The organism is Streptomyces sp. NPDC001373, assembly GCF_042895815.1.
Classification (GTDB): Bacteria; Actinomycetota; Actinomycetes; order Streptomycetales; family Streptomycetaceae; genus Streptomyces.
In genome coordinates this window covers 1-21,826 of record NZ_JBIAWQ010000035.1, presented here as the reverse complement: position 1 = coordinate 21,826, position 21,826 = coordinate 1, and the positions used below count along the sequence as shown (strand labels likewise).

Annotated in this window: 13 protein-coding genes and 2 pseudogenes; 8 read left to right on the top strand and 7 right to left on the bottom strand. The window is 70.9% G+C overall.

Features of this window, described 5'->3' with window-relative positions:
- Nucleotides 1-54: 54 nt before the first annotated feature.
- Entirely contained in the window at nucleotides 55-1,692 is a 1,638-nt protein-coding gene (locus tag ACFY15_RS35510) for a trypsin-like serine protease (RefSeq protein WP_390826908.1), read from the bottom strand.
- A gap of 112 nt (nucleotides 1,693-1,804) precedes the next feature.
- On the bottom strand, nucleotides 1,805-2,452 hold the full coding sequence (locus ACFY15_RS35505; RefSeq protein ID WP_390826907.1) for a hypothetical protein: 648 nt from the start codon (nucleotides 2,450-2,452) through the stop codon (nucleotides 1,805-1,807).
- Nucleotides 2,453-2,764: 312 nt separating this feature from the next.
- On the opposite strand from ACFY15_RS35505, the gene ACFY15_RS35500 reads away from it, so the two are divergent.
- The 4 genes from ACFY15_RS35500 (at nucleotide 2,765) to ACFY15_RS35485 (ending at nucleotide 10,697) form a co-directional block, all read left to right on the top strand.
- Nucleotides 2,765-6,106 carry an ALF repeat-containing protein gene (locus ACFY15_RS35500; protein WP_390826906.1) on the top strand — a complete coding sequence of 1,114 codons (3,342 nt, stop codon included), beginning with the start codon at nucleotides 2,765-2,767 and terminating at the stop codon, nucleotides 6,104-6,106.
- A gap of 352 nt (nucleotides 6,107-6,458) precedes the next feature.
- Nucleotides 6,459-8,297, top strand: a complete 1,839-nt coding sequence (locus ACFY15_RS35495) for a DNA/RNA non-specific endonuclease (protein WP_390826905.1) — start codon at nucleotides 6,459-6,461, stop codon at nucleotides 8,295-8,297.
- 41 nt (nucleotides 8,298-8,338) lie between these two features.
- Nucleotides 8,339-9,385 (top strand): hypothetical protein, encoded by a 1,047-nt coding sequence (locus tag ACFY15_RS35490; protein WP_390826904.1) that lies wholly within the window; start codon nucleotides 8,339-8,341, stop codon nucleotides 9,383-9,385.
- Between the two features lie 493 nt (nucleotides 9,386-9,878).
- The gene (locus tag ACFY15_RS35485) at nucleotides 9,879-10,697 is read left to right on the top strand and encodes an IS5 family transposase (RefSeq protein ID WP_390826903.1); all 819 of its coding nucleotides are present in this window, start codon (nucleotides 9,879-9,881) and stop codon (nucleotides 10,695-10,697) included.
- Here ACFY15_RS35485 and ACFY15_RS35480 read toward each other — a convergent pair.
- From ACFY15_RS35480 to ACFY15_RS35465, 4 genes and pseudogenes are all read right to left on the bottom strand, one after another.
- Complete coding sequence (locus ACFY15_RS35480; protein WP_390826902.1) at nucleotides 10,666-11,151, bottom strand: hypothetical protein; 486 nt, start codon at nucleotides 11,149-11,151, stop codon at nucleotides 10,666-10,668. The two genes, ACFY15_RS35485 and ACFY15_RS35480, sit on opposite strands and share 32 nt — an antisense overlap.
- Before the next feature lie 81 nt (nucleotides 11,152-11,232).
- A pseudogene (locus ACFY15_RS35475) lies at nucleotides 11,233-11,727 on the bottom strand (transposase); the annotation flags it as partial.
- Between the two features lie 180 nt (nucleotides 11,728-11,907).
- Nucleotides 11,908-14,130 carry a protein kinase gene (locus tag ACFY15_RS35470; RefSeq protein ID WP_390826901.1) on the bottom strand — a complete coding sequence of 741 codons (2,223 nt, stop codon included), beginning with the start codon at nucleotides 14,128-14,130 and terminating at the stop codon, nucleotides 11,908-11,910.
- A gap of 274 nt (nucleotides 14,131-14,404) precedes the next feature.
- Nucleotides 14,405-14,734 (bottom strand): hypothetical protein, encoded by a 330-nt coding sequence (locus tag ACFY15_RS35465; RefSeq protein WP_390826900.1) that lies wholly within the window; start codon nucleotides 14,732-14,734, stop codon nucleotides 14,405-14,407.
- Nucleotides 14,735-15,584: 850 nt separating this feature from the next.
- Here ACFY15_RS35465 and ACFY15_RS35460 point away from each other — a divergent pair.
- The 3 genes and pseudogenes from ACFY15_RS35460 to ACFY15_RS35450 all read left to right on the top strand — a co-directional run.
- Nucleotides 15,585-15,888 (top strand): annotated as a pseudogene (locus tag ACFY15_RS35460) (transposase); the annotation flags it as partial.
- Nucleotides 15,889-16,300: 412 nt separating this feature from the next.
- Nucleotides 16,301-17,956 carry a hypothetical protein gene (locus tag ACFY15_RS35455; protein ID WP_390826899.1) on the top strand — a complete coding sequence of 552 codons (1,656 nt, stop codon included), beginning with the start codon at nucleotides 16,301-16,303 and terminating at the stop codon, nucleotides 17,954-17,956.
- A gap of 308 nt (nucleotides 17,957-18,264) precedes the next feature.
- The gene (locus ACFY15_RS35450; RefSeq protein ID WP_390826898.1) at nucleotides 18,265-18,393 is read left to right on the top strand and encodes a DUF4360 domain-containing protein; all 129 of its coding nucleotides are present in this window, start codon (nucleotides 18,265-18,267) and stop codon (nucleotides 18,391-18,393) included.
- A gap of 49 nt (nucleotides 18,394-18,442) precedes the next feature.
- On the opposite strand, the gene ACFY15_RS35445 is transcribed toward ACFY15_RS35450, so the two are convergent.
- Nucleotides 18,443-20,974, bottom strand: a complete 2,532-nt coding sequence (locus ACFY15_RS35445; protein ID WP_390826897.1) for a Helicase associated domain protein — start codon at nucleotides 20,972-20,974, stop codon at nucleotides 18,443-18,445.
- A 477-nt stretch (nucleotides 20,975-21,451) separates the two neighbouring features.
- Here ACFY15_RS35445 and ACFY15_RS35440 point away from each other — a divergent pair, with 477 nt between their 5' ends.
- Nucleotides 21,452-21,646 (top strand): superinfection immunity protein, encoded by a 195-nt coding sequence (locus ACFY15_RS35440; protein ID WP_390826896.1) that lies wholly within the window; start codon nucleotides 21,452-21,454, stop codon nucleotides 21,644-21,646.
- Nucleotides 21,647-21,826: the final 180 nt, after the last annotated feature.

The following is a 21,826-nucleotide window of genomic DNA, read 5'->3' as shown; positions in this document are numbered from 1 at the left end:
GCCCTGTGTCCGTGGTGCCGGGAGGGACCACGGACACAGGGCGGCACAGGGGTGTCAGAGCGTGCCGGTGACGCAGATGGCGCCCGCGGTGCCGCTGATGCCCCGCAGGGCTGCCGGGGTGGTGGTCCAGGTGCGGTCGGTGTGGCGGACGGTGTGGACGAACTTGTTGTCCGCGGTGACCGCGGCGACTTGGAGCTCACCGTCGACGTGGGCGGCCGCGAGGGACTTGGCGGTGACGTTGCCGAGGTAGCCGGTCAGCTCCCCGAAGCCGATCCAGGAGGCGTTGGCCTGGCGGATGGTGTGGTACTGGCGGGTGCCGTTGTCGGTGGCGATGACGACGTGGACGTCGCCCCCGATGCCAGCCATGGACACGGAGGTGATGGGGCCGGTGGCTCCGGCGGCCTGGGCGACGTTGCCCCAGACGGTCCACTGGCCCGCGGTGTTGCGCAGGGTGTGGAAGGCCTTGCCCGCGGATATGGCGATGACCTGGAGCTGCCCGCCGGCGCTGGCGGTGGCGACCTGGGTCACGGGGCCGATCGGGCTGGTGGCCTGGACGACGTCGCCGAAGCGGGTCCAGTCGCCGGCGGCGTGGCGGACGGTGTGGAAGACCTTGCCGCCGCCCGCGACGGCGACCACGTGGAGGTCGGTGCCGATGGAGACCGCGGAGACCTGGGTGAGGTTGCTCAGCACGCCGGCGGCGGCGCCGACGTCTCCGAAGGTTCCCCAGCTGCCGTCCGCCTTGCGGATGGTGTGGAACAGGCGGCCGTCGTTGCTGATGGCCAGGACGTGGGTCTCGCCGTTGATGCCGGCGGCCGCGGCGCTGCGGACGCCGTCGATGCTGCCGGCCTTGGTCTGGACGTCGGCGAAGCCCGTCCAGGAGCCGTCGGCCAGGCGGATGCCCTGGTAGACCGTGTTGTCGACCTGGACGAGGGCTTCGGTCTTCCAGCCGGCGGCGCGGGAGCGGACGTCGTCGATCCAGTCGCCGAGGCCGTCGGCACGGGCCGCGATGGCGCCGGTGCGGGTTTCGGCCGGGTCGGCGCCGAGGCATCCGCCTTGCCAGGAGCGGCTGTTGACGCCGACAAGCTCGCCGGCGGCGTTGAGCAGCGGGCCGCCGGTGTCGCCCTTGCAGAGCGCGTCAGTGCCCTTGCCGGTGAGGGCCAGGGTGGTCGCGTCGGTGGTGTTGAGCGCGAAGGCGCCGGTGTGGGGCTTGTCCGGCACCCACTCGCTCGTGGTGCGCCCGAAACCGACGGCCTTGAGTTCGGTGCCGGGCGCCGGGGCGGAGTGGGCCAGGGTGGCGGGCGTGATCGTGGTGACCGGGGTGGCGAGGCGCACCAGGGCGACGTCGCGGTCGGCGCGGGGGGCGATCTCGGTCACGGCGACCGTCTTGCCGTCGCCGAGGGTTGCCGTGGTGGCCAGGGCCGGCTTGCCGGGCGGGACCGTGGCGCCGGGAGTGGTGGCGAGGCAGCTGGCGGCGGTCAGGACCCAGGAGCGCTCCACGAGGGTGCCGGTGCAGGCGCGCAAGGTGTCGTCGTTGCCGATGGTGAGCCGGACGGCGTAGGGGTGTGCGCCGGCGGGGGCGTCGGGGCCGGTGACCGCGGCCGCGGGGGTGGCGGTGAGCAGGCCGGTCGACAGCAGGGCCGAGGTGGCCAGCAGGCCGGAGATCCGCGCGGCGCGTGGACGGAGTGCAGACACGTGTGTCCTTCGAAGACAGGGGGACGGGCAGGGCTGCGCGGACGTCAAGGGCGGCCGGGTCGCGGGCCGACGAGCTCTCTCCGGGCGCGGTGACGTACGGGCGCAGCTGGTGCTACTTGCTGGTGCGAATTTCCAGCAGCATGAAATCGCGCCCCTGGTCGTCTGCGGTTTCGCCGACGGCGGTCCACGAATTCTTGTCCACCGGGAACGTCTTCTGCTCGGTGCCGGTGGTCATGTCCACCTTGGCGGAGTAGCTGTTTCCCTTGACGCCGAATACCGCCGGAATCTCCAGGCTCAGGTACCCCTTGTCTCCGGTGACCTTGAAGCAGACCTTCTCATTCTGGTGAGAGAAGACCTCCATCAATTCGGGCGCACCGGTGCAGGGAGCGAGAACGATGTGTCCGTCTCCCCTCTTCAGCTTGATCTTCTGTTCGGCGAGGATTTTGTCGGCGTTCGGGTAGGCGAAGTCTTCGACGGCGTAACCCGGTCCTTCCTCGGCGACCGCCTGCGTCGCGAGAGGGGCGCGGCTGGAGCCGCCGACCCCGCCTGCGGCGATTGCGGCCCAGGCCAGAGCGCCTGCGGCCACGGCGCTGGCAGTGATCCGCAAGGCTGTGCTTCGTACCTTCATGGTGTCCTCAGGTGTTGTGCCAGAGTTTTTCTCGGATGCGTGCGCGTACGCGGCGGAGTGGTCTGCTCGATTTTTTGCGCGCACCGTCGGCCAACGCTGAACCATGCCTTCGAAAGAGAAATGCGACGGCATGGGTTTGATGGCTGGCGATCTCCTGAATGAAAGCAGTCATACGAGTACAAGCCAAGGGTATAAATGGGACTTAAATGGGGGAACCCCTCATTCTATCTGTGACTTGCACCACAACAACAAAGGGTTGCGGCGGTTTTACGAAAATCTGGGAGCTGGATCCAGCCATCTTCGAGCCGGGATGCCAGTAAAGTTCCAGCCAGGTGTTCTCGCGATGCTTTTCATGCCTAAAGTCAGGCCACCGCCGCCGCGCTGGAATACGCCGGGCGGGATTCGGCATCCCATCCCGAGGAATCGACACCAGAGAGGTCTTCTGTGCAGGAAACGTTTTGGAGCCGACGCCGCTTCACGACCGCCGTCGCGGCGAGCGCAGCCGCTCTCTCCACTCCCTGGCTGCTCACCACGCCCGTACGGGCCGCCACCGCAGCCCCCACGGCCGGCGACGCCCTCGCCCTTCCCGACACCGACCGCGCCAAGGTGGTCAAGGCATGGATCCTGGGCGGTCGTTCGGTCAAGGCGGCGGCCGCCTACGCGCTGAGCGGCACCGACCAGGAGATCACCACCTTCCTCACCGAGCAGCTGCCGAGGGCGACCCGGATCGACAACCGGGTGGCCGCCTTCACCTACCTCGGCAACGGCGGCAAGAGCGTGCGGCGGGACGCGACAGCGGCCCTCAACGGAGGTGACGAGGCGGTCGCCGCCTACGTCAAGGACGGCTTCCGCTCGGCGATCACCGAGGACATGCGGGTCTCGACCCTGACGGTGATGGCCAACGGCGGAAAGAGCATCAAGCGCGAGGGCAACACCGCGCTCAGCGCCGGCACCGACCAGGCGCTGGAGCAGTTCCTGCTCACCACCCAGTACAGCGCCCGGCTGGAAGACGCACGGGTGGACATCCTGCGGAGCCTCGCCACAGCCGGTCCCGAGGTCAAGAAGTACGCCAACCGGGCCCTGAGCGGGACCGCGGACGATGTCCAGTGGTACCTCGACACCGGCCAGCACATCGCGCGCGCCCGCGACCAGGAGGCCGCCAACATCGCCCAGTTGGTGGCCATCGTCGAGCGTGAGGGCGCGCGGGCGCGCGAGCAGACAGACCTGGCCGTCGAGGCCTCGGAGCGCGCCACCGCCGCCGCGGGCAAGGCCAGGGAGAAGGCGGAGACGGCCGCGGCCGAGGCCGCGAAGGCGAAGGAGGACGTGCGCAGGTCCGCCGAGGCGGCCCGCCAGGCGGCCACGGCTGCCAGCGGCGCCGCCTCCGCGGCCCGCACGGCCATCCACGCCTCCTCCGCCGCCGTCCAGGCCTCGCAGCGCGCGTCCTGGGCGGCCACGGCGGCCTCCCAGGCGGCAGCGGCCGCGGGCTCGGCCGCCACCCGCGCCTACAACGCCGCGATCGCCGCGTCCAAGGACGCGTCACGGACCAACGAGGCGAAGGAAGCCGCCGTCGCCGCCCGCGACGCGGCCGCGAAGGCCAACAGCGCGGCCAAGGCGGCCGATGACGCCGCCACCGCCTCGGAGCAGTCCGCCAACGCCGGCCTGGCCGCCGCCGACGCGGCACGCGACGCCGCTGCCGCCGCGAAGGCCTCAGCCCAGGCCGCGGAAGCCTCCGGCGCGGCCCAGGGCGAAGCCGCCGAGGCCAAGCGCCAGGCCGACATCGCCGCCTCCGCCGCCACCCAGGCGACCAACGCCGCCTCCACCGCCCAGGCACTGGCCTCCACCGCCGCCCGTGCCGCGCGCGCCGCCAACAGCGCGGCCAGGTCCGCCGCCGAACACGCCCAGAACGCGGCCGCAGCGGCCGAGGAGGCCGTCCAGTACGCCGGCCAGGCCATCGATTTCGCCAACAAGTCCACCGCCTACGCCGACGAGGCGGTCAAAGCCGCCAACCTCGCGACCAAGGCCGTCGCCGACGCGCTGGAGGTGGAGAAGAACGCCCGGGCCGCCGAAGCGGCCATGCTGGGGGCCGACCGCGTCCAGGGCATGAAGGAGGCCGCCCAGCTCGCCCTGCTGGACAAGAGCGAGCGCGCCGCCGCCCTGCGCAAGCGCACCCAGGCCCAGCAGACCGCCCAGGCCACCAAGGACCTCATAGCCCGGGCGGAACAGGCCCTGAAGAACGACGACCTCGCCGCCGCCGCCACCCTGGGCCGCCAGGCCGCCACCGCGCTGCTGGAGTCCAAGGGCACCTGGACCCGCCAGGCCGCCCGCTTCGCCCTCGCCGGCACCGACTACGACGTCTACTCCTGGATCGACCTCGACCGCCAGCTCGCGGCCTCCCAGGACGACCGCGAGACCATCCTCTTCATCGCCCAGGTCTCCGAGCCGGCCGTCGCGAAGGCTGCGGTCCAGGCGCTCGCCGGCGGCGTGCCCGCCGAAGGCGATTTCAACACGGGCGGTGTCGTCAAGTCGCGTGCCGAGGACAACAGGGTCAACATCCTGAAGATCCTCAACTCCAAGCCCGGCAACGCCGTCACCAAGGCCGCCAACGACGCGCTCAACGCCAACACGCCGGAAGCCCTGCAGAAGTTCTTCGACGAGGACCTGGCCGACGCCATCGCCGAGGACGACGCCGTCGCCACCATGAAGGTGATCGCCTCCGCCGGCGCGTACTCCAAGGCCTACGCCGAGGTCGCCATGGAGGGCCCCGCCTGGATGCGCCGGCGTTTCGTGGAGTCCGTCCAGCACAAGGCCGCCCAGCTGGACTACGACTCCCTCAGCCACGCCGCCGCCATGCAGGCGACCATCGCGGCCGCAGCCAAGATCGCCCAGGAGGCGCAGCGCGACGCCGCACTCGCCTCCCAGGTCGCCGCCGTGGCCCGGGACGCCGGAGCCAAGGCCCAGGAGTGGGCCCAGAAGGCCATCGCCTCCTCCCAGCAGGCCGACACCTACGCCAACCAGGCCCGCGACCACGCCAAGGCCGCCGACAAGTCGGCCGCCGACGCCCAGGCGTCGGCGGACAAGGCCAAGGAGGCGGCCACGACCGCCCAGAGCGCCTCCCGCGCGGCCAACTACTCCGCCAACCGCGCCATTGACGCGGCCCGCAGCGCGCTGGCCTCCTCCTATCAGGCCCAGGCGTCCGCCGCCAACGCCCACCAGGCCGAACTCGCCGCCGGCCGGGACTCCAAGACCGCTGCCTCGGCGGCCGCCGGGGCCCGCCAGACCGCGGCGGACAAGCGCACGGCGGAGGTGCAGGAGGCCGCACGGGCCGCTGCCGAGCAGGCGCAGAAGGACCGCGACGCCAACCGCAACCCCTCCAACTCCACGACCCACGACACGGTCAACCCCAAGGGCAGCCAGCCCGGCAAGGACGAATGGTGGAACGACGCCAAGTGGTGGGCTGACACCGCGGACAAGGTGAGTGTGGCCGCCGGACTTCTGGCGACCGGGTTCGGCGTCGCCTGCGTGTTCTGGCCGGCGGCTCCGGTCCTCGGCAGCATCGCCGCGGTCTGCCTCGGCGTCTCCGTCGTCGCCTCCGGTATCAGCGCGATCGCCAACGGCGTCGAGTACGGCTTCGACAGCGCCGAGTTCGCCGCGGCCGCCGGCCGCAGCGCGCTGCAGCTGGTCACCCGCGGCGGCGGCCGTGCCGCCTCGGTGGCCAAGCCGGTCGTCAAGAAGGTGGAGAAGGTCGCCGAAGACGTGGTCTCCGGCATCGTCAAGGTCTTCTCCTGACCGGCGGCCCGCCCCTTCCCCCCTCTGTCTGAGGGCTCCTCCCACACAAGGGCGGCGAGAGACCCCCGCTGACAGCGCCGGCTCTCGCCGCCCCCCGCCTGCCCTGCCCCGCTCCCTGACGACACGGGCGCCCGGGGCGCGGGAAGCGGCCTCGCACGCCATTTTCCGGGCTGACCTCCTACCGAGAGATGACATGTTCTCACCACGCACAAGACGCATACTTCCAGGCCTCCTTCTGGCCCTGACCTTCACCGCGACCGGCACCGCCGCCGCCGCGGGCCCTCCCGGCCCGGCGCCGTCGGCGCCCGCAGCGGAAGGCACCGGCAAGGCACCGGGGGCCTCCCACCCCAAGGTGGGCAGGGTCGAACAGGGCGATCCGGCCCGCGTCCCCGCCCCCACCGCGACCCGGCCCTTCACACCGGGCTCCGGGGAGCACTGCGAGCCCGTAGGCGCCGGCTCCCGCGAACGCAAGGCCGGAGCGGCCGAGGCCTGCGTCACCACGCGCACCACGCCCGTGACGCCACCACGGGGCCCCAGCCTCGCCGCCCCCGCCGCGCCGCAGGCCTCGGCTGCCGCCTCCAACGACGCCAACTGCTCCATCGCCGTGCCCGGGACGTGGAACTACAGCCGCTTCGGCTACTGCGTGCAGGGCCTGGACGTGCTGTACACACTGAAGGACACCAACGGCAAGGTGGTCGGCACCGGCACGCTGAACGTGGCGAGCAGTGCCCTGCTGCCCGCCGCCCGCACGGCGTGGAACGAGAACGTCACCGTCGCCATGACCGGTGCGACCGGGGCCGTCACGTCCCTGACCGCCAAGTTCCGGGCCGACTGCTCGGCCGGCTGCAAGGTCACCAAGGCCGCCCCCTGGTTCGGAGGCGACTTGGTGGTGGGCAAGTCCGTCAGCGGCAACGTGTCCTACTCGTCCTCCCCGGCCCCCGGGACGGCGGTCGACTTCACGACCTCGTACAAGCTCTACGTCATCTCTCCCGGCGCCCAGGCCACGGACCCGAACGCCTCCTGGAGCAACCCGGAGAAGGTCCGCTGCGACGACGACGTCCGCGACACGAGCAACCCCAACAGCACGCCGGCTGCCGGCTGCGTCGTCCCCAGCGTCATGCCGGTCGTGAACCTGAGCACCGCCACCTCGGGGGCCGCGGCCGCCGGATACCGCTGGGCGCAGGACCACCTCGCCGACGGCTGGGGCCGCGCCAAGCCGCTGACCCGCGCCCGCAGCGGCATCGCCGACCGGACCGCACGCACCTGCGGAGGCTTCCAGGACAGGACCGACCTCGTCGCGGACGACAGCTGCGGCGAATTCCCCTTCGCGGCCACCCATGAGGGAGGCACCGACGGCGCCCGGTGCGCCGAGGTCATCCCCAACTACAGCGGTGGCGGATGGGACATCTACGACCTGGGGGGTGTGGTCTCGGGCAAGCCGTGCGTGCGCGCCCACGTCCCGCTCTCGGACAACCAGGCGGCCCTGAACCAGCTCGCCGAGGGCTTCGCCAACCAGCGCGTGCTGGAGGCCGACCCGTTCAAGCTGGAGATCGCCACAACAACGACCCAGACGCGGGGCGCCTGCCTGCAGACCCAGCCGACCGGGTCGCTCCCCAGCGGCGACGGATGGATCAAGAACACCACCGAACCGGTCGCCCACCGCAACAAGAGCACCACCCCGCCCGACCCGGCCGGCGTCCGGCCGACCGTGGCCCAGGCCTGCCTCGGCAAGAAGATCGGCAAGGGCACCTCGGCCTCGGGTGACATCACCGGCTGGCAGGACGCCCAGAACGTCGCCCGTCCGCTCGCCGCACCCGGCACCAAGGCACCGTACGGGCTCGCCCGCTGCCACCTGATCGCCAACATCCTCGGCGGCAAGGGCCGCACCCTCGACGGCGGACAGAACAACCTCGTCCCGTGCTGGCAGGTGGGCATGAACACCGGAACGCCCAGCATGCGCACCTACGAGTTCGAAGCCCAGAACATGGTGGCGGACAACAACTTCGGGGCCAACGACGCGATCTTCTACGAGGTGACGCCGGCCTACCAGGACGCCACCAGCACCGTTCCGGTGGGCGTCACCATGCGGGCCACCGTCCAGCGGGCGGACGGCACCTCGCAGCCGCTGTTCCCCGATGTCTACATCCCCAACACCAAGGCCGACACCGGCCAGTTCAACCTGGGAAACTGATCCCCACCCACCCCGCCCCACCAGCGCCAACGGGAGCCAGAATGAGTCGTACCACCCCACCGCGGCCGCTCGACGTCGCCGCGCTCTTCCCTCAACTGGCCCCGCTGGCGCGGGCGGCGACCCGGTTGCACCCGTACCCCGGGTCGCCGTCGGCGTACGACAGCTCCGTCGGCGGGCCGCTGCTGTGGCCCGCCGACGAACCCTGGCCCCACTGTGCGGGACCGCACGTGTGGGACCAGGTGAACGCCGCCCTCTCACCGCAGGACGTACGGGAGCAGCGGCGCATCCGGGCGGCCGTGGCGGGCCGGCCGGACGGCCTCCCCGAGATGGCCCGGTACACCCCCGAGGAACGCGCGATCGACGACCGGATCCGTGCGGGCCGCCCCTGGCCCGACGGCCCCGTCCCGCTGCTCCCCGTAGCCCAGCTGTACACGCGTGACATCCCACGACTTCGCCCGCCCGGCACGGCGCAGGCCGACCTCCTCCAGGTGCTGTGGTGCCCCTTCGACCACCCGGCGCACCCCAGGACCGCACTGTTCTGGCGGTCCGCCGCCGCGATCACCGACCCCCTCGCCGCACCCCCCGAGCCGCCCGTGGTCCAGTTCCCCGGCTACCTGCCGCGGCCGTGCCTGCTCGCGCCGGAGGACACCGTCGACTACCCCGACCTCCTGGAGCTCGACGAGGACGTGCAGCAGCGACTGGGGGAATGGAGCGCCTGGGAGGCCGCCGGTCCCGCGGTGGACGGCGCCTACGCCGTCGCCCCGCAGGAGTTCTACATGGACCAGCTCTCCCACGCTCCCGGATGGAAGGTCGGCGGCTGGAGTCGCTGGGGCCTGACCGACCCCGTCCCGCGGACTTGCGACGCGTGCGGCACCGAGATGGAACCGCTGCTGACCATCGCCTCCGCCGAATGGGACCCCAGCACCGAGAGCTGGATGACCTTCGAGGACCGCGCCCGCTCCACCGGGTCCCACACCGGTCCCGAACCGTGGAACCCCGCCATGCTCGATCTCGCCCGCGGCTACGACCTGCAACTCCACGCCTGCCCGGCAGCTGCGGACCATCCGCACATCGAGCTGGTCCAGTAGCCCGCACCCCCACGGCCCACCCCGGTCCCGACCGGGCCGTGCGTCCGCTGCCGCAGGGCCACCACGCGCTACGGAGCCGGCGCCGGCCCCCTGTGCCCGTCCGCAGGGCCGCGGCCTACTCGGCGTGGGCGGGCGCGCCACCCTGGCCGCCCTTGGGGCGGGTTCGAGCGCTCCACCGCGTTTCACAGTCGCTCGTCGGGCATCGCGCTGTAGGCCTCACTCAGAAGGCTTCCGCTTTCCGTTCAGTGGGCTTGGCCAGTCGAACAGGGTTCCTGTTCGGGTGATCGTCGCGGGGGCGGTGCATGAAGGAAGGGCCTCTTGGTAGCTCGGGGTTGCGATCCCAACCGAGCAGTACCAGGAGGCCCTGTTGTCACAGTCTTTCGCGCTCGGGCCTGCCGAGTCCACCGTGGTATCCCGGTCGTGTGACTGCCTCGCGCACAGGTTCGGGAACGCCGCGGACCGGCCGGACCGTGCCCCGTCTTACGCGTCGGACATGACCGAGGCGGAGTGGCAGGTGGTGCGGGCGTCGATGCCGGTGCCGGCGTGGCTGGAGGGCCGTGGTGGCCGTCCGGAGGGCTATTGCCACCGTGTGATGCTGGAAGCGGTCCGCTACGTGGTCGACAACGGGGTGAAGTGGGCGAACCTGCCGAAGGACTTCCCGCCGTATCGGAGGGTGCACGCGTTCGCCCGTCGCTGGCAGGCCACGGGCCTGCTGGCCGAGTTCCACGACCGGCTGCGGGACCGCGTGCGCGTGAAGGAGGGCCGGGCGCCGGACCCGACGGCCGCGATCGTGGACTCGCAGTCGGTGCGGGCAGCGGCGAACGTCCCGCGCTCGACATCGGGGTGGGACGGCGGGAAGAAGGTGGGCGGGCGCAAGCGACACCTGGCGGTCGACTGCCTCGGCCTGGTCCTGGTGGCGCTGGTCACCGCGGCGAGCGTGCAGGACCGCGACGCCGCCGTCCCACTGCTGGAGCGGCTGCGCAAGCTGTACTTCCCGATCCGGCTGGTGTGGGCGGACGGAGGCTACGCGGGCCGGCTTGTCGTCTGGGCCGCCAGGAAACCCGGCCTCGCCGTCGAGATCGTCAAACGCTCCGACGACACCAGCGGGTTCGTGGTCCTGCCGCGCAGGTGGGTGGTGGAGCGCACGCTGAGCTGGCTGATGCGCTCACGCCGCCTGGTGCGCGACTACGAGACCCTGCCCGCCATGCACGAGGCGATGGTGCTGTGGTCGATGGCCATGCTCATGAGCGGACGCCTGGCCGGGCGCCGCCGGCACGCCTTCATCCCACGTCAGCAGGCATTGCCGGGCTGACCGCACCGAACACGTTCGGCCGGAGCTCTGCCGCCCAGCCCCGGGCCGTCAGCCGCTTCACCCGCGAGCACACCCCCTCCACCCCCGCCGGAGTCGTCTGCCACCCCAGCTGCACCGCGATCTGCTTCGCCCTCAGGCCACCGACAGCTTCCGGCCCGGCGAGCACCGCAAGGATCTGCTGATACTCCGGCGCGAGCACCTCCACCCCGACACCCTCGACATGATGCGGCACGACCGAGCCCGCCACCGCGGCCCGCACCGGTCCGTCCGCCCCCGCCGACGGCTCCTCGGCCAGCACTTCCGCAACCGTCACCCGCGCCAGCGCCAACCGCTCCAAAGCATGTTCCGCCTCACCGAGCCCGGCCTGCACCCGCTCGGCTTCCTCCCGCAACCGTGCGGCCTCTTCCCGGACCTTCTTCTCCCGGGCCTCCAGCAGCCCCATCACCGACGGCACCCCAGCACCTCCACCAGGTGGACGACACGATGCGCCGTCTCTCCCACCAGACAGCCGGAACCATGCCCGACCAGTGGAAACTCAACGACTACGTTCGGAAAGCGGAAGCCTTCTGAGGCGGGACAGGGGCCCCAGCGGTCGGTCCATGCCTGGAGGGCCTGGACGTGGGGCTGGTTGCTCCAGTAGACCCCCTGTGTCAGGGGCACCCACAGCGTTTCGGGCAGGGCGACCACCAGTCGCCCCGTGCGCCCTGTCCCGGCGTTCGGGCCGGTTCCGTCGAGCCTCTGACCGGACGTCGGGGCGTCGGCGGGGACGGGCTCCCACTCGCGCAGCAGCCCGTGGGACTCCAGCTCGGCCCGCAGCCCCGGTGCCAGCGCACGCCTTGTCGCCCAGCACGCGGTCCGGCGTCGTGCGAGGGCGCCCCGTGCCGGCGCGCGGGATGCGGATCTGCTCGATGACCCGGCCGAACGCAGTGGCGTCGTTGATGTTCCCGGGCGTGAGCACGATCGACAGCGGAAGTCCGCGGCCGTCGACGGCGAGGTGGATCTCGGTGGGCAGCCCGCCGTGGGAGCGGCGCGGACGATGATGAAGTCGCGGCGACGACCCAGTCGAGGTCGGCTTTGGCGTCGGCCTGGGCGAGGAGGGCGGTGAAGACCTTCTCCCAGGCGCCCTCGGCGGCCGACTTCCGAAGCCGGTTGTGGGCTCCCTTCCGTTAGCCGAAGTGCTCGGGCAGGTTCGTCCACGGCATCAGTGCCCTCAGGTCATGGCGGAGAGGGGAAATGCGTAGAGGCGCGATTCGGGGCCTTTATCCGCTTGGTTCGCGACGTCCGGAAAGCGGTCCGCGCAGTGTGCGTAGGCGGTGCTGTCGGCGTGGAAGACGTTGAGCAGTTCCTTTTCCGGCAGGAGCCGGATCGGCCCGCGGTGCCCGGTTCTCACATCCACACGGACCAGGCCGACGCCCTCGACATCCGCTCGCAGGATCAGCGGGTCCCCGTCACCCACGACTACTGGGACGTTCCCGGACTGGGAGGGGGAGAACAGGTCGCGGTACAGCCAGCGCTGTGTGCCGGTGCGGATGTCCACGGCCAGCGTTCCACTGGACTTGTCTGCCGGTGCGTACTTGACCATCACGACGGTGTCGCCGAAGACGCGGGGCGCGATCGCGTCGGGAACGGACCAGAGGCGTTTCCCGTCGGTGGCGGACCAGGCTTCCACGCCGCCGGGGGGCACTGTGTCTAGAAGCACCTTGTGCTCGGAGACGGGCTTGGCCCCGTCCAGTCCCTTATAGGTGTCGACGAGCCTGCCGGTCTTCGAATCGAGCACCAACAGATCCTCGCCGTCGGACCCGAAGAAGAGCCGGTCGCCGGCTTCGCCGGCGTACGGCCGGATTCCGGGCCCGTCCCATTGCCAGGTCCACAGTTGCCGCCCGTCCGCCTCGCCGATCGCGATCCAGGGGCCGCCGGCGAAATCCACGCGGGCGAGCACGGCGCCGGATGCCTTCCCCAGACCCCCGACGATCCTTTTGGCCGCGGGCATGTCGTAGCGCCACTGGACCTCGCCGTTCGCGTGGTGCAGGGCGGAGACGTACGGCCCCTGGCCGACGAACACGGCGGCCGGTTCCGGGAGGGGGAAAGTGCCGCCGCTGACGTCCTGGTCGCCGAGCGGCTGGTACTCCCAGCGGGTGTTCCCGGTCCGCGGGTCCAGGGCCTTGAGAGCGCCGCCCGCGTTGTCCGTGGCGTACAGCGTGTTGTCTGCGAAGGGCGTCAGACGATCGGCCCCCTGCGATACGCGCCAGAGCTCCTTGCCCGTGCGGGGGTCGTGCACCACGGCGTGCTTCTCGCTGTCGATACTGCCGACGACAACCATGGGGCCTACCATGCCCGGCCGGGCGTCGGGCTGGAGTGAGAGCTTCCACGACGGCTTGAGCGTGCTGTGGGTCGAGCCCTTCTTTCCCCCGTCGCCGCCGCTGTCAGGGAGAAACTGCGGCACGGCGATCACGGTCGACACCGAGACCACGCCGAACAGTCCGAGGAGCACCGTCCGCCGCTGCACCGGCCGCTCACGCCGCCGCTCCGCACGCTCCGCCGGAGCAGGCGGCCGTGCGGGCATGGAGGGCACCGGTCGTCCGGTCGTCTCCTGCCCTCCCAGTTCGAAGAGCACGGCTCCCAGGCGAGCCGCCGTCTCCGCTGCCGAAGCGGGGCGGTTCTCCGGGGACTTGGCGAGCAGCTCCATCACCAGCTGCTCGAGACCGGCGTGCAGCCCCGTGCGGCGGCTGGACGGTGGCGCGGGAGCCTCCGTCGTGTGGGCAATGATCTGTGCGAGTGCGTCCCGGTCCCCGAACGGTGGTACCCCGGTCAGGAGTTGGTAGATCAGGCAGCCGACCGAGTAGAGGTCCGAGGCCGGGCCGACCTCCCCTCCGCGCGCCTGCTCGGGTGACATCCAGGGGGCGCTGCCGAGGACCCCGCCGGCCTGACTCAGCCGGTCCAGTCCGAGCTCGGGGTGGAACCAGGCGATGCCGAAGTCGAGGACGCGTACGACGCCGTCCGCGGCGACCATCACGTTGGCCGGCTTGATGTCCCGGTGCACGATGCCCCGTTCGTGCGCCGCCTCCAATGCGATGCACACCTGACGGGTCCACTCCACGGCCCGCACCAGGGAGGGGGTACCGTCAGCCGCGAGGATGCGGTCGAGCGGCCGCCCGGAGGCCAGGGCCATGACGATGAACAGGGTGTCGCCGTCCCGCCCGAAGTCGTGCACGGTCACCACGTGAGGGTTGTCGGACAAGCCCGCTGCGGCCCGCGCCTCACGCTCCAGCCTCACCGCCGCGTTGTCGGTGACGCCGGGACCGGCGACCGTCTTCACCGCGACCTCACGGTGCAGAAGCAGATCCTCCGCCCTCCAGACGACGCCCATCCCTCCTGCACCAAGCCGCTCGACCAGTCGATAACGCCCGGATAAGACCCGTTCTGTCACTGTCATCCCCCTCTCACGACACGGACCCTGCCAGCCTAGGGCGTCAATCCCCTGACAGGACGGGGATCTTGTTTAGCGGAGACTCCACCTCGCCGCCATCTTCATCCGGTCGCCAAGGTGATCCGAAGGAAGGGGCCTTAGCTCTGCCGCGAGGAGGCTGACGTCTTGGTCGCCGTCGAGCCCACGGCTCCCAATGCGCCGTCGGTGCGGGGGACCTGCTCCGGTCGCGACGGTGAGACGCGCTGCACCCGCAGGGCCCTGCCGACTCGCAGCGTCTGCCTCACCCACCGGGCCCAGGAGCGCGATCCCTGAACCGCAGGACCTCGACCGGACCGGCCCGCTCGACGCCAAGGAGCAATAGCAGCTGGAGCGGATCCACGCCGCCCGCGACCACCACCAGGCCGCGAAGTGGATGCGCGGCAAAGCGTTGGACGCCGCGTTCCGCCGGCGCCTGGCGCCCGTGACCGCCATCGGCAAGCGGGACCGCGCCCGCGCCTTCGTCCCCGAGCTGATCCCTGTACTGCTGGCGGGTGCGCTGCCCGTCTTCGCCCCGGAACAGGCCGGAATGGCTCGGCCAGGCGCCGGTGCCGTCGCGGCCGTCGCCGTTCATTCCCAAATTTGGGAATGAGGGGCGGCGTGCGCGATGGCGGACAGCAGCTGGTCGGCGTAGCCGGCCGCCCCGGGTTCGGGGTCGGGCAGGGCGAGGTGGAGGGGTTTGCGCATGCCGGTGAGTGCAGGGCCAGGCCCTGTGGGGGCGGGCTCCACCGCCACGAGCCGGTCGGCGCGGACCCGCGCCGACCCGACGCACAGCCACACCGAGGACTTGCCGCCCAATTCCGCCCCACCCTTTGCCTCGGCTGGTCACTGTCAGCCCCAGGGTGGCAGGGCGGGAGAGGTCCAAGGTGGTGTTCACCCCGATGAGCACCACACGGGCGTCCGCCGTCAACCCGCCCGCAGCTCCGCGCCGACGTCCCCCGGGAGGGTGAATCCGCCCTCGCGGGCGCGGCGCCCGTTCGTTGGACTGGTCATGACGAACAGCACAGGGCGCGGCGCCCTGCACCGAAGACTGAGGGGTCAGTGTCCACGACAGTCCGGTTCGACCCGGACGAGTTGCTGGAGATCGACGCCTGGCTACTGGGCCTCAGGGCTGAGACCGGCAAGTGCTGGGACAAGGCGGAGGCCATGCGTGAGCTGTTCCACCCGGCTCCGCCCCGCCTCCGCCGCCAGCCCGGCCGGCCGTGCCGCCGAGGCTGGCCCCCACCGCTCTGGCCGGACTGCCCGCCGCCCTCGCGCCCGAGGCCGCGCCCGGTACCGGCCCGTTGGCGGCGAGGTGTGGGTGATCGAATGGTTCCGGGCGGGGGCGGGCGGTCTGCGGGTGACGCTCGCTTGGCCGGCCCGGGGCACGGGGCGCATCACGCGGTGCCGTACGCCCCCGCCTCCCTCAGCGACCGCGACGCGGCCAAGAGATCCTCTTCCGGCTCCGGCTCACGCACCCCGAGATCACCATCGTCTGGGCCGACTCCGCCTACGCGGGCAAGCTCGTGACCTGGGCAAAAAGCCGCCTGAACCTGACGGTCAAGACCATCAGCCGACCCAAGGACACCAGCGGCTTCGTCGTCCTGCCCCGCCGCTGGGTCGTCGAACGCAGCATCGCCTGGATGATGCACGCCCGCCGCCATGCCCGGGACTACGAACGGCTCGTCCAGCACCGAGACACTGATCACCTGGGCCGCGATCACCCTCATGACCCGCCGCATTGCCCGCGGCAGCGAACCCCGCAACGACACCTGGACCAGGAAGAGCTCAGGTGAGGAGTGACGTCAAACGGACCCTGACCCCTGCCGCATAACGACACAAACAGGTGTCCACCCTTTGGGGGCCAGGCCCGTGCCCCGGTCGGCCCAGCCCGGCCAGCCTCCCCTCACCCGTCGGCATACGCTGCTTGTGGTAACGAGGCCGTCACCTCGTTGTGGTGATGGCCGCCACAAGATCGACGAGTCACCCCATTGGCGTCCCCTTTCACCCCGGACGAGAGACGAAGTCACGTCCGTCATGCGTCTGGCGCCGGTGTTCCAACCACTCGGGGACCTCAGACACCTTTTCCGGGCTGCTGCGCGTGCGGGCGGCACAGACCGCCAGATCACCTGTCCGCCGGAAGAGGGAGCAAGGAGCGAAAATGGGCATACCTCGCACACGGACGATGACGACCCTGGCTGTTATGGCCGTCGTCGCGGCAGGCTGCACCTCTGGAGGCAAGGACACGTCCGGGGCGCCGGCCCACCAGGGACCGGCCGATCCGTCGGCTGCCGCATCGTCTGCCGGAGAATCCCGCGGCCCGAGGACGGGCAACACGGTCATCGGCGACGCGGCCATCGCCCGGGAGGAAGCCGCATGCACGGCACAGCAGCCCAACAGTCCCTGGTACAGGACGCTGGTGCCGTTCGAGCACTATGACTCCGGACGCACGAGCCTTCACCCCTGCGCCAAGTTCCCCGGCTCGATGACGGGGCCGAATGTGGTCAAGGCCTACCCCACCACGGCCGACGTCTACTACTCCCAGTTCGACATCGCCACGCGCGGCGTGAACGACATGTACGTCTACGGCGGCGGCAACGGCGACGCCAACCCGCCCGCGCTGCAGACCTTCGTGGCGAAGGTCCAGCCCGGCACCATGAAGCAGATCTGGCGCACCAACCTGTCGAACGCGCAAGCGAACAACGAACTGCACGTGTCCGGGGCGGTCGACATCATGGCCGACGGCAACATCGTCGCCATCTCCGACCACACCCTGTACAAGCTGGACGGCACCACCGGCAAGATCCTCATCAAGCAGGACATGCCCACGGGGGAGAGCGCCCTGAACGACAGCGCCTTCAACGGCATCAACGCCTTCCCCGACGGCACCATCGTCGTCCGATCGCTGAACCGGCCGGCCGGCTGCACGCTCAACGGTTATAGCGCCGCCGCGTACAAGTGCCCCGGCGCGCCCAACTCCGCCAAGCCCTCCATCATCGGCACGGTCGACCCCAAGACCCTCAAGGTGCTGAACTGGACGCAGCTCAAGGGCAACGTCCTGGGCCGGGTCACCACCAGCCGCTACCAGGGCCACGACTACGCCTACATCACCACCCCCACCCAGATCTACCGGTACGTCTGGGACGGCAAGACCATCGCGCAGGACTCGACCTGGGGACCGGTCACCTACGCCAAAGCAGGCCAGACCCAGGCCGGGGCCCCCGTCATCATGGGCGACTGGGTGGTCTTCTCCAGCAACGGCGCCCCCGCCAAGGTCCCCCTGAGCGTGATCGCCATCCACCAGAAGGACGCGACGCGCACGACGCGCATGGACCCCAACCCGACACTGCAGCCGGGCCAGTACAGCTACTACTACGCCAAGGTCTCCGCCGACCCGGTCAACAACCGGATCTACGTCATGGACTTCGGCCTGGGCACCGCCTCGGCCATCGACTTCCGCAACGGCACCATGTCCCTGGCGTGGAAGGTCAAGCAGCGCAGCAACAGCTACATCACCCTCATCGGCCCGGCCGACAGGCGCGTGTTCGTGAACGCCAACGCCCGGTCTGACGAGACCGACCCCACCAAGTACAACCCGGGACCGACCGGCGCCAACTACAAGGACCAGATCCAATGGCGCGACGCCCGCACCGGAAGGCTCCTGGCCGCATCCGACTTCTACGCGCCGGCCACCTCCGCCGGCACGGTACCCCCCGGCTACGGCGGCCTGATCTACGACATCCTCTTCGACGGCCACGCCGTCGTCATGGCAGTCCGCCCGGCCAAACCAGGTGAGACGCCCACCCCGAAGGCATAGCCGAACGGACAGACCGCCCAGGGCCTGGCGCCACCATGGCGCCAGGCCCTTCTGGCACACCCCTTCGGAAGCCGACTGGGTGAATCTGCAACCTCCCGGCATGTTCCGAATCCCATCCGGGAGCCGCAGCGCTGAACCTGTCAGCGTCCTGACCAGGATTACGGCCCTCGCACCAGGAGGAGCAGTCCCCGTGACCACCCGTTACACCCTGATCCCGGCACTCACCGCAGCTCTCACCCTCTCTCTTGCGGCGGCAACGACCGCCACGGCCGTACCCTCCCCAGCCGCGGCATGGCACGCGACCGGCGATGTCCTTCTCGGGAAGTGGCTGTCCTGAAGATTATTCCGATGTCAAGATCGACACGACCGGAACCGTCCTCGAAGTAACCTTCGCCCGCTATGTCGTCGAGACCGGTACAGCTGGCGTGGGAGTCTGAGGCCGGGACCGTACACCGCATCCGTCGCCCGGTCCCCGGCCGGTGACGATCATGAGCCGGCCCACTCCACTCCGAGCCCGGCGAGGGCTTGAAGCTGCGCCGGGTCGAGCCGGTCGCGTCGCTGCCGCTGGTTCGCCACCCATACACCGGTGCGGTGCTCGCTCCCGTCCGGGAGCCGCTCGACGTGCGACCGCCCCGGTGTTCCGCCTCCTTCGCGGGCGAGGTAGTGCGCGAGGGCCTGGATGCCCTTGTCGAAGGCCTCCGCACCCCGCCCGGACCTGGAGGCCGCAGCGGTCTTCGCGGGCGCTGTGCGGGCGCGTACGACCCGCGCCGGGGTGACGCCCAGCTTCCCGAGCCGGGTCTGCTGCTCGGCGTTCAGCCGCGCCCAGTTCCGCCGCTGGGTGGCCAGCCAGCGGCCGACGTCCTCGCCGTGCCGGGTAACCCCCGGGGTGATGGCCTTCAGGCGGGCGCCTTCGCCCAGGAGCTGGGTGAGGTAGGCGTAGTGGCGTTGCCAGTCCACCGTCCACCCGTGGTCGTCGTCGCCCGGGTTCCAGTCCTCATCGATCGCGGCCAGGGCCGCAGCCCGCCGCTTCGCGCGCACCGGGTCCTTCCCGAGCCCGCCGGGCCGGCGGATGTTGGTGAGCCACTGCCCCACCGCCTTGTCGAGGGCGGTGGCGTGCCGGGGAGCGGCGAGTGTCCCGTGCAGCTCGAAGTAGGCGCGCGCGGCGGCGAGGTTCTCGGCGAAGTCGGCGTCGGCGGTGTCCCACACGATCCCGAGCTCCTCCAGGTCCAGGGCCCGCAGCCCGGTCATCGTCCCGGCCCGGTACGCACGCCGCTGGTCCGACAGCCACCGCCCCAGCGGGTAGGCGCCCTCGGTGTGGTCGTAGGGGACCTCCAGGTCCCCTACGCGTTCCCGGTACCGCCAGGCGGCCTCGTAGCCGCGCCGCCAGTCCTGCCGTTCGGTGTCGAACACCTGGTAGCTGATCCACTTCGCGATCAGCGCCGGGTCGCGCGGGGCGGCGAACCGCAGCAGCAGCCGCCCCTCCTCGTCGCCGTTTTCCGGCGCGGGACCGATCGTCAGCGACGGCTGTACGATGCGCTTCTGGTTTTCCTGCGGAATGGCCAGCAATTCGACAGCGCGTTCATCATGCGCCCGCAAACCATTCAAAACCCGAATCAAAGGCCCGTACGACTTCGAAGAAAGAATGTCCTCGGGCTTCTCGTCCTCCCGCAGGAAAACGGGAACGATCAGGGTCGCCATTTTCCCCTCGCCGGGCTTTTGCCGCAGCGCCCGGCCGATCGCCTGGACGATGTCGACGGCCGACCCCTTCGGGTCGATCAGGGCGACGGAGTCCACCGCGCGGATGTCGACGCCCTCGCCCAGAACCCGGCAGTTCGCCAGCACCGCGCGCCCGGCCCGCCGGCCGAAGTCCGCGAGGACAGCGGCCCGGTGCTCCGGCTCGTGTTCCCCGCGCAGCCACCCCGCCCACACCTTGGCTGGGTGCCGGACGGGGTCGACGGCATGCAGCCGGGCCGCGACGCGGTCCAGGCCCTCGGCGAAGGCCTGCGCCTCCACCGTGCGGTGGTGGAAGGTGATGGTCGTCTTCAGGTCGTGCTGGGCCATCGTCTCCAGCAGCGTGGTCTGCACCGCCGCCAGGCGCTCACCGCGCACCTTCTCCTCATACCGGTCCGGCCCGTACAGCCGCTCCGGAGTGACGACGGGGTCGACCAGCTCGGCGACGACGACCTGATACCGCGCCAACAGGCCTCGGGCGACCGCATCGGCCAAGGACAGCTCATAGACCACCGGGCCGAACACCCTCGGATCGTCCATCGAGCACGCCATCTCCTTCGGCAGCCGGTCCCACCGCGACCGAGGCACATAGGCCCGGCCCTCTTCCTCGGCCTTCCTGCGCCGCTCCTCCTCGGCCAGGCGCCGGCTCTCCTCCACCGCCCGTTCCTCCTCCCGCGAGCGCGGAGGCCGCTCCGCCCAGATCCGGGGGGTGGCCGTCATGTACAGCCGCCGGCGCGCGGGGATGACCTCCTGGCGGTGCACGTCCGCCCAGGCCTTCCCCGCCGACCCCGAGGTTCGGTGCGCCTCGTCCACCACGACCAGGTCGAAGGGCTCCATGGGCAGGCCGTACTCCCCGCGGTGCGCCTCGGCGATGACGGGCAGGGAGGCGTAGGTGGCGTAGACGGTGACCGGGCCCCGGCCGTGCCACAGGCCCAGCTGCGGCGCGGACGTCGTGGAGCGGACCTGTCCGGCCCACAGCTCGGGGTGGTCCTCCAGCGAGCACACCGCGACCGCCGGCCCGGTATGGCCGACCGCCTGCCACTCGCGCACGGTCTGGGTCAGCAGGTCCAGGGTCGGCACCAGGACCAGGACCCGCCCGCCCCGGGCCAGCCGGAGCGCGGCTGCGGCGGCCATGAACGTCTTGCCGGTCCCGCACGCCGCCACCACCGTGGCCCGCAGACCCGCCTTCGGGACCCGTTTCCCGGGCCGGATCTCCAGGCCCCGGACGATCGCGTCCACCGCCTCCTCCTGATGCGGCCGGAGCGTGATTTCACGGGCCCTCTGCATACGGCTCTCCTCAGAAAAGGACTCCAGTCATTCCACCCCAGCCCCGGGGCAGTGGCTGCTTTCTCGGGATGCTGCACAGCATCTGATTCCTCGTCCCCGGCATCCATGCGAAATACGCGGGGCCGATGGACCCTGGGAGGGAGTGGACGATTCCTCGGGATGCTACACACAACATCCAGATGTGATGTGGGATTCATGCTACCCGGGAAGGACCCTCAGAGGGGACCGGTTCCCGACCCCCGGCCCCTCGTTCGGGGGAAGCGCCGTCGGTTCACCCAACCCCCGAGCCCCCGCCGCTCCTGCTAGCTGCCCGCGCAGCGGGCTGATCCTGGAGGCGAAGCCGGAAGGGTGTAAGCGGAGCGGACACCCATCGTGCGGAAGTCTTGGACGTTGTCCCATGGGTCTGGACAAGCCTGTGAGGCGCGGCGTACAAGACTCCCAATAGCTTTTCTTCTGTTGAGAGCTGGGGGAGACATCGTGAGCCTCGGCGACGCTTTACCAATCGCGCTGGTAGCCCTTGTGCTGTATTTCGTGCCGACAGTGGTCGCGTTGGGGCGAACAGTTCCGAACCGCGGGTCAGTGATTGTGGTCAACATCTTCCTCGGGTGGACACTGATCGGCTGGGTGGTCGCACTCGCCATGGCGGCGCGCAGCAAGGCTCCGGCCCCCTGAAGGTAGCCGGGGCCGACGGCGGGCCCGTCCCCGTGAAACGGGATCACATAGGGCCGCGTAGCGGGCCGTTCGGGACCGAGCGAAGCGAGGCCCCGAACCCGTCCGGAGCGAAGCGTAGGACCCCGGCCCGAAGGCCGGCCCCAGCTCGGCGAAGCCGAGCCCCGCCGAGCGCAGCGAGGC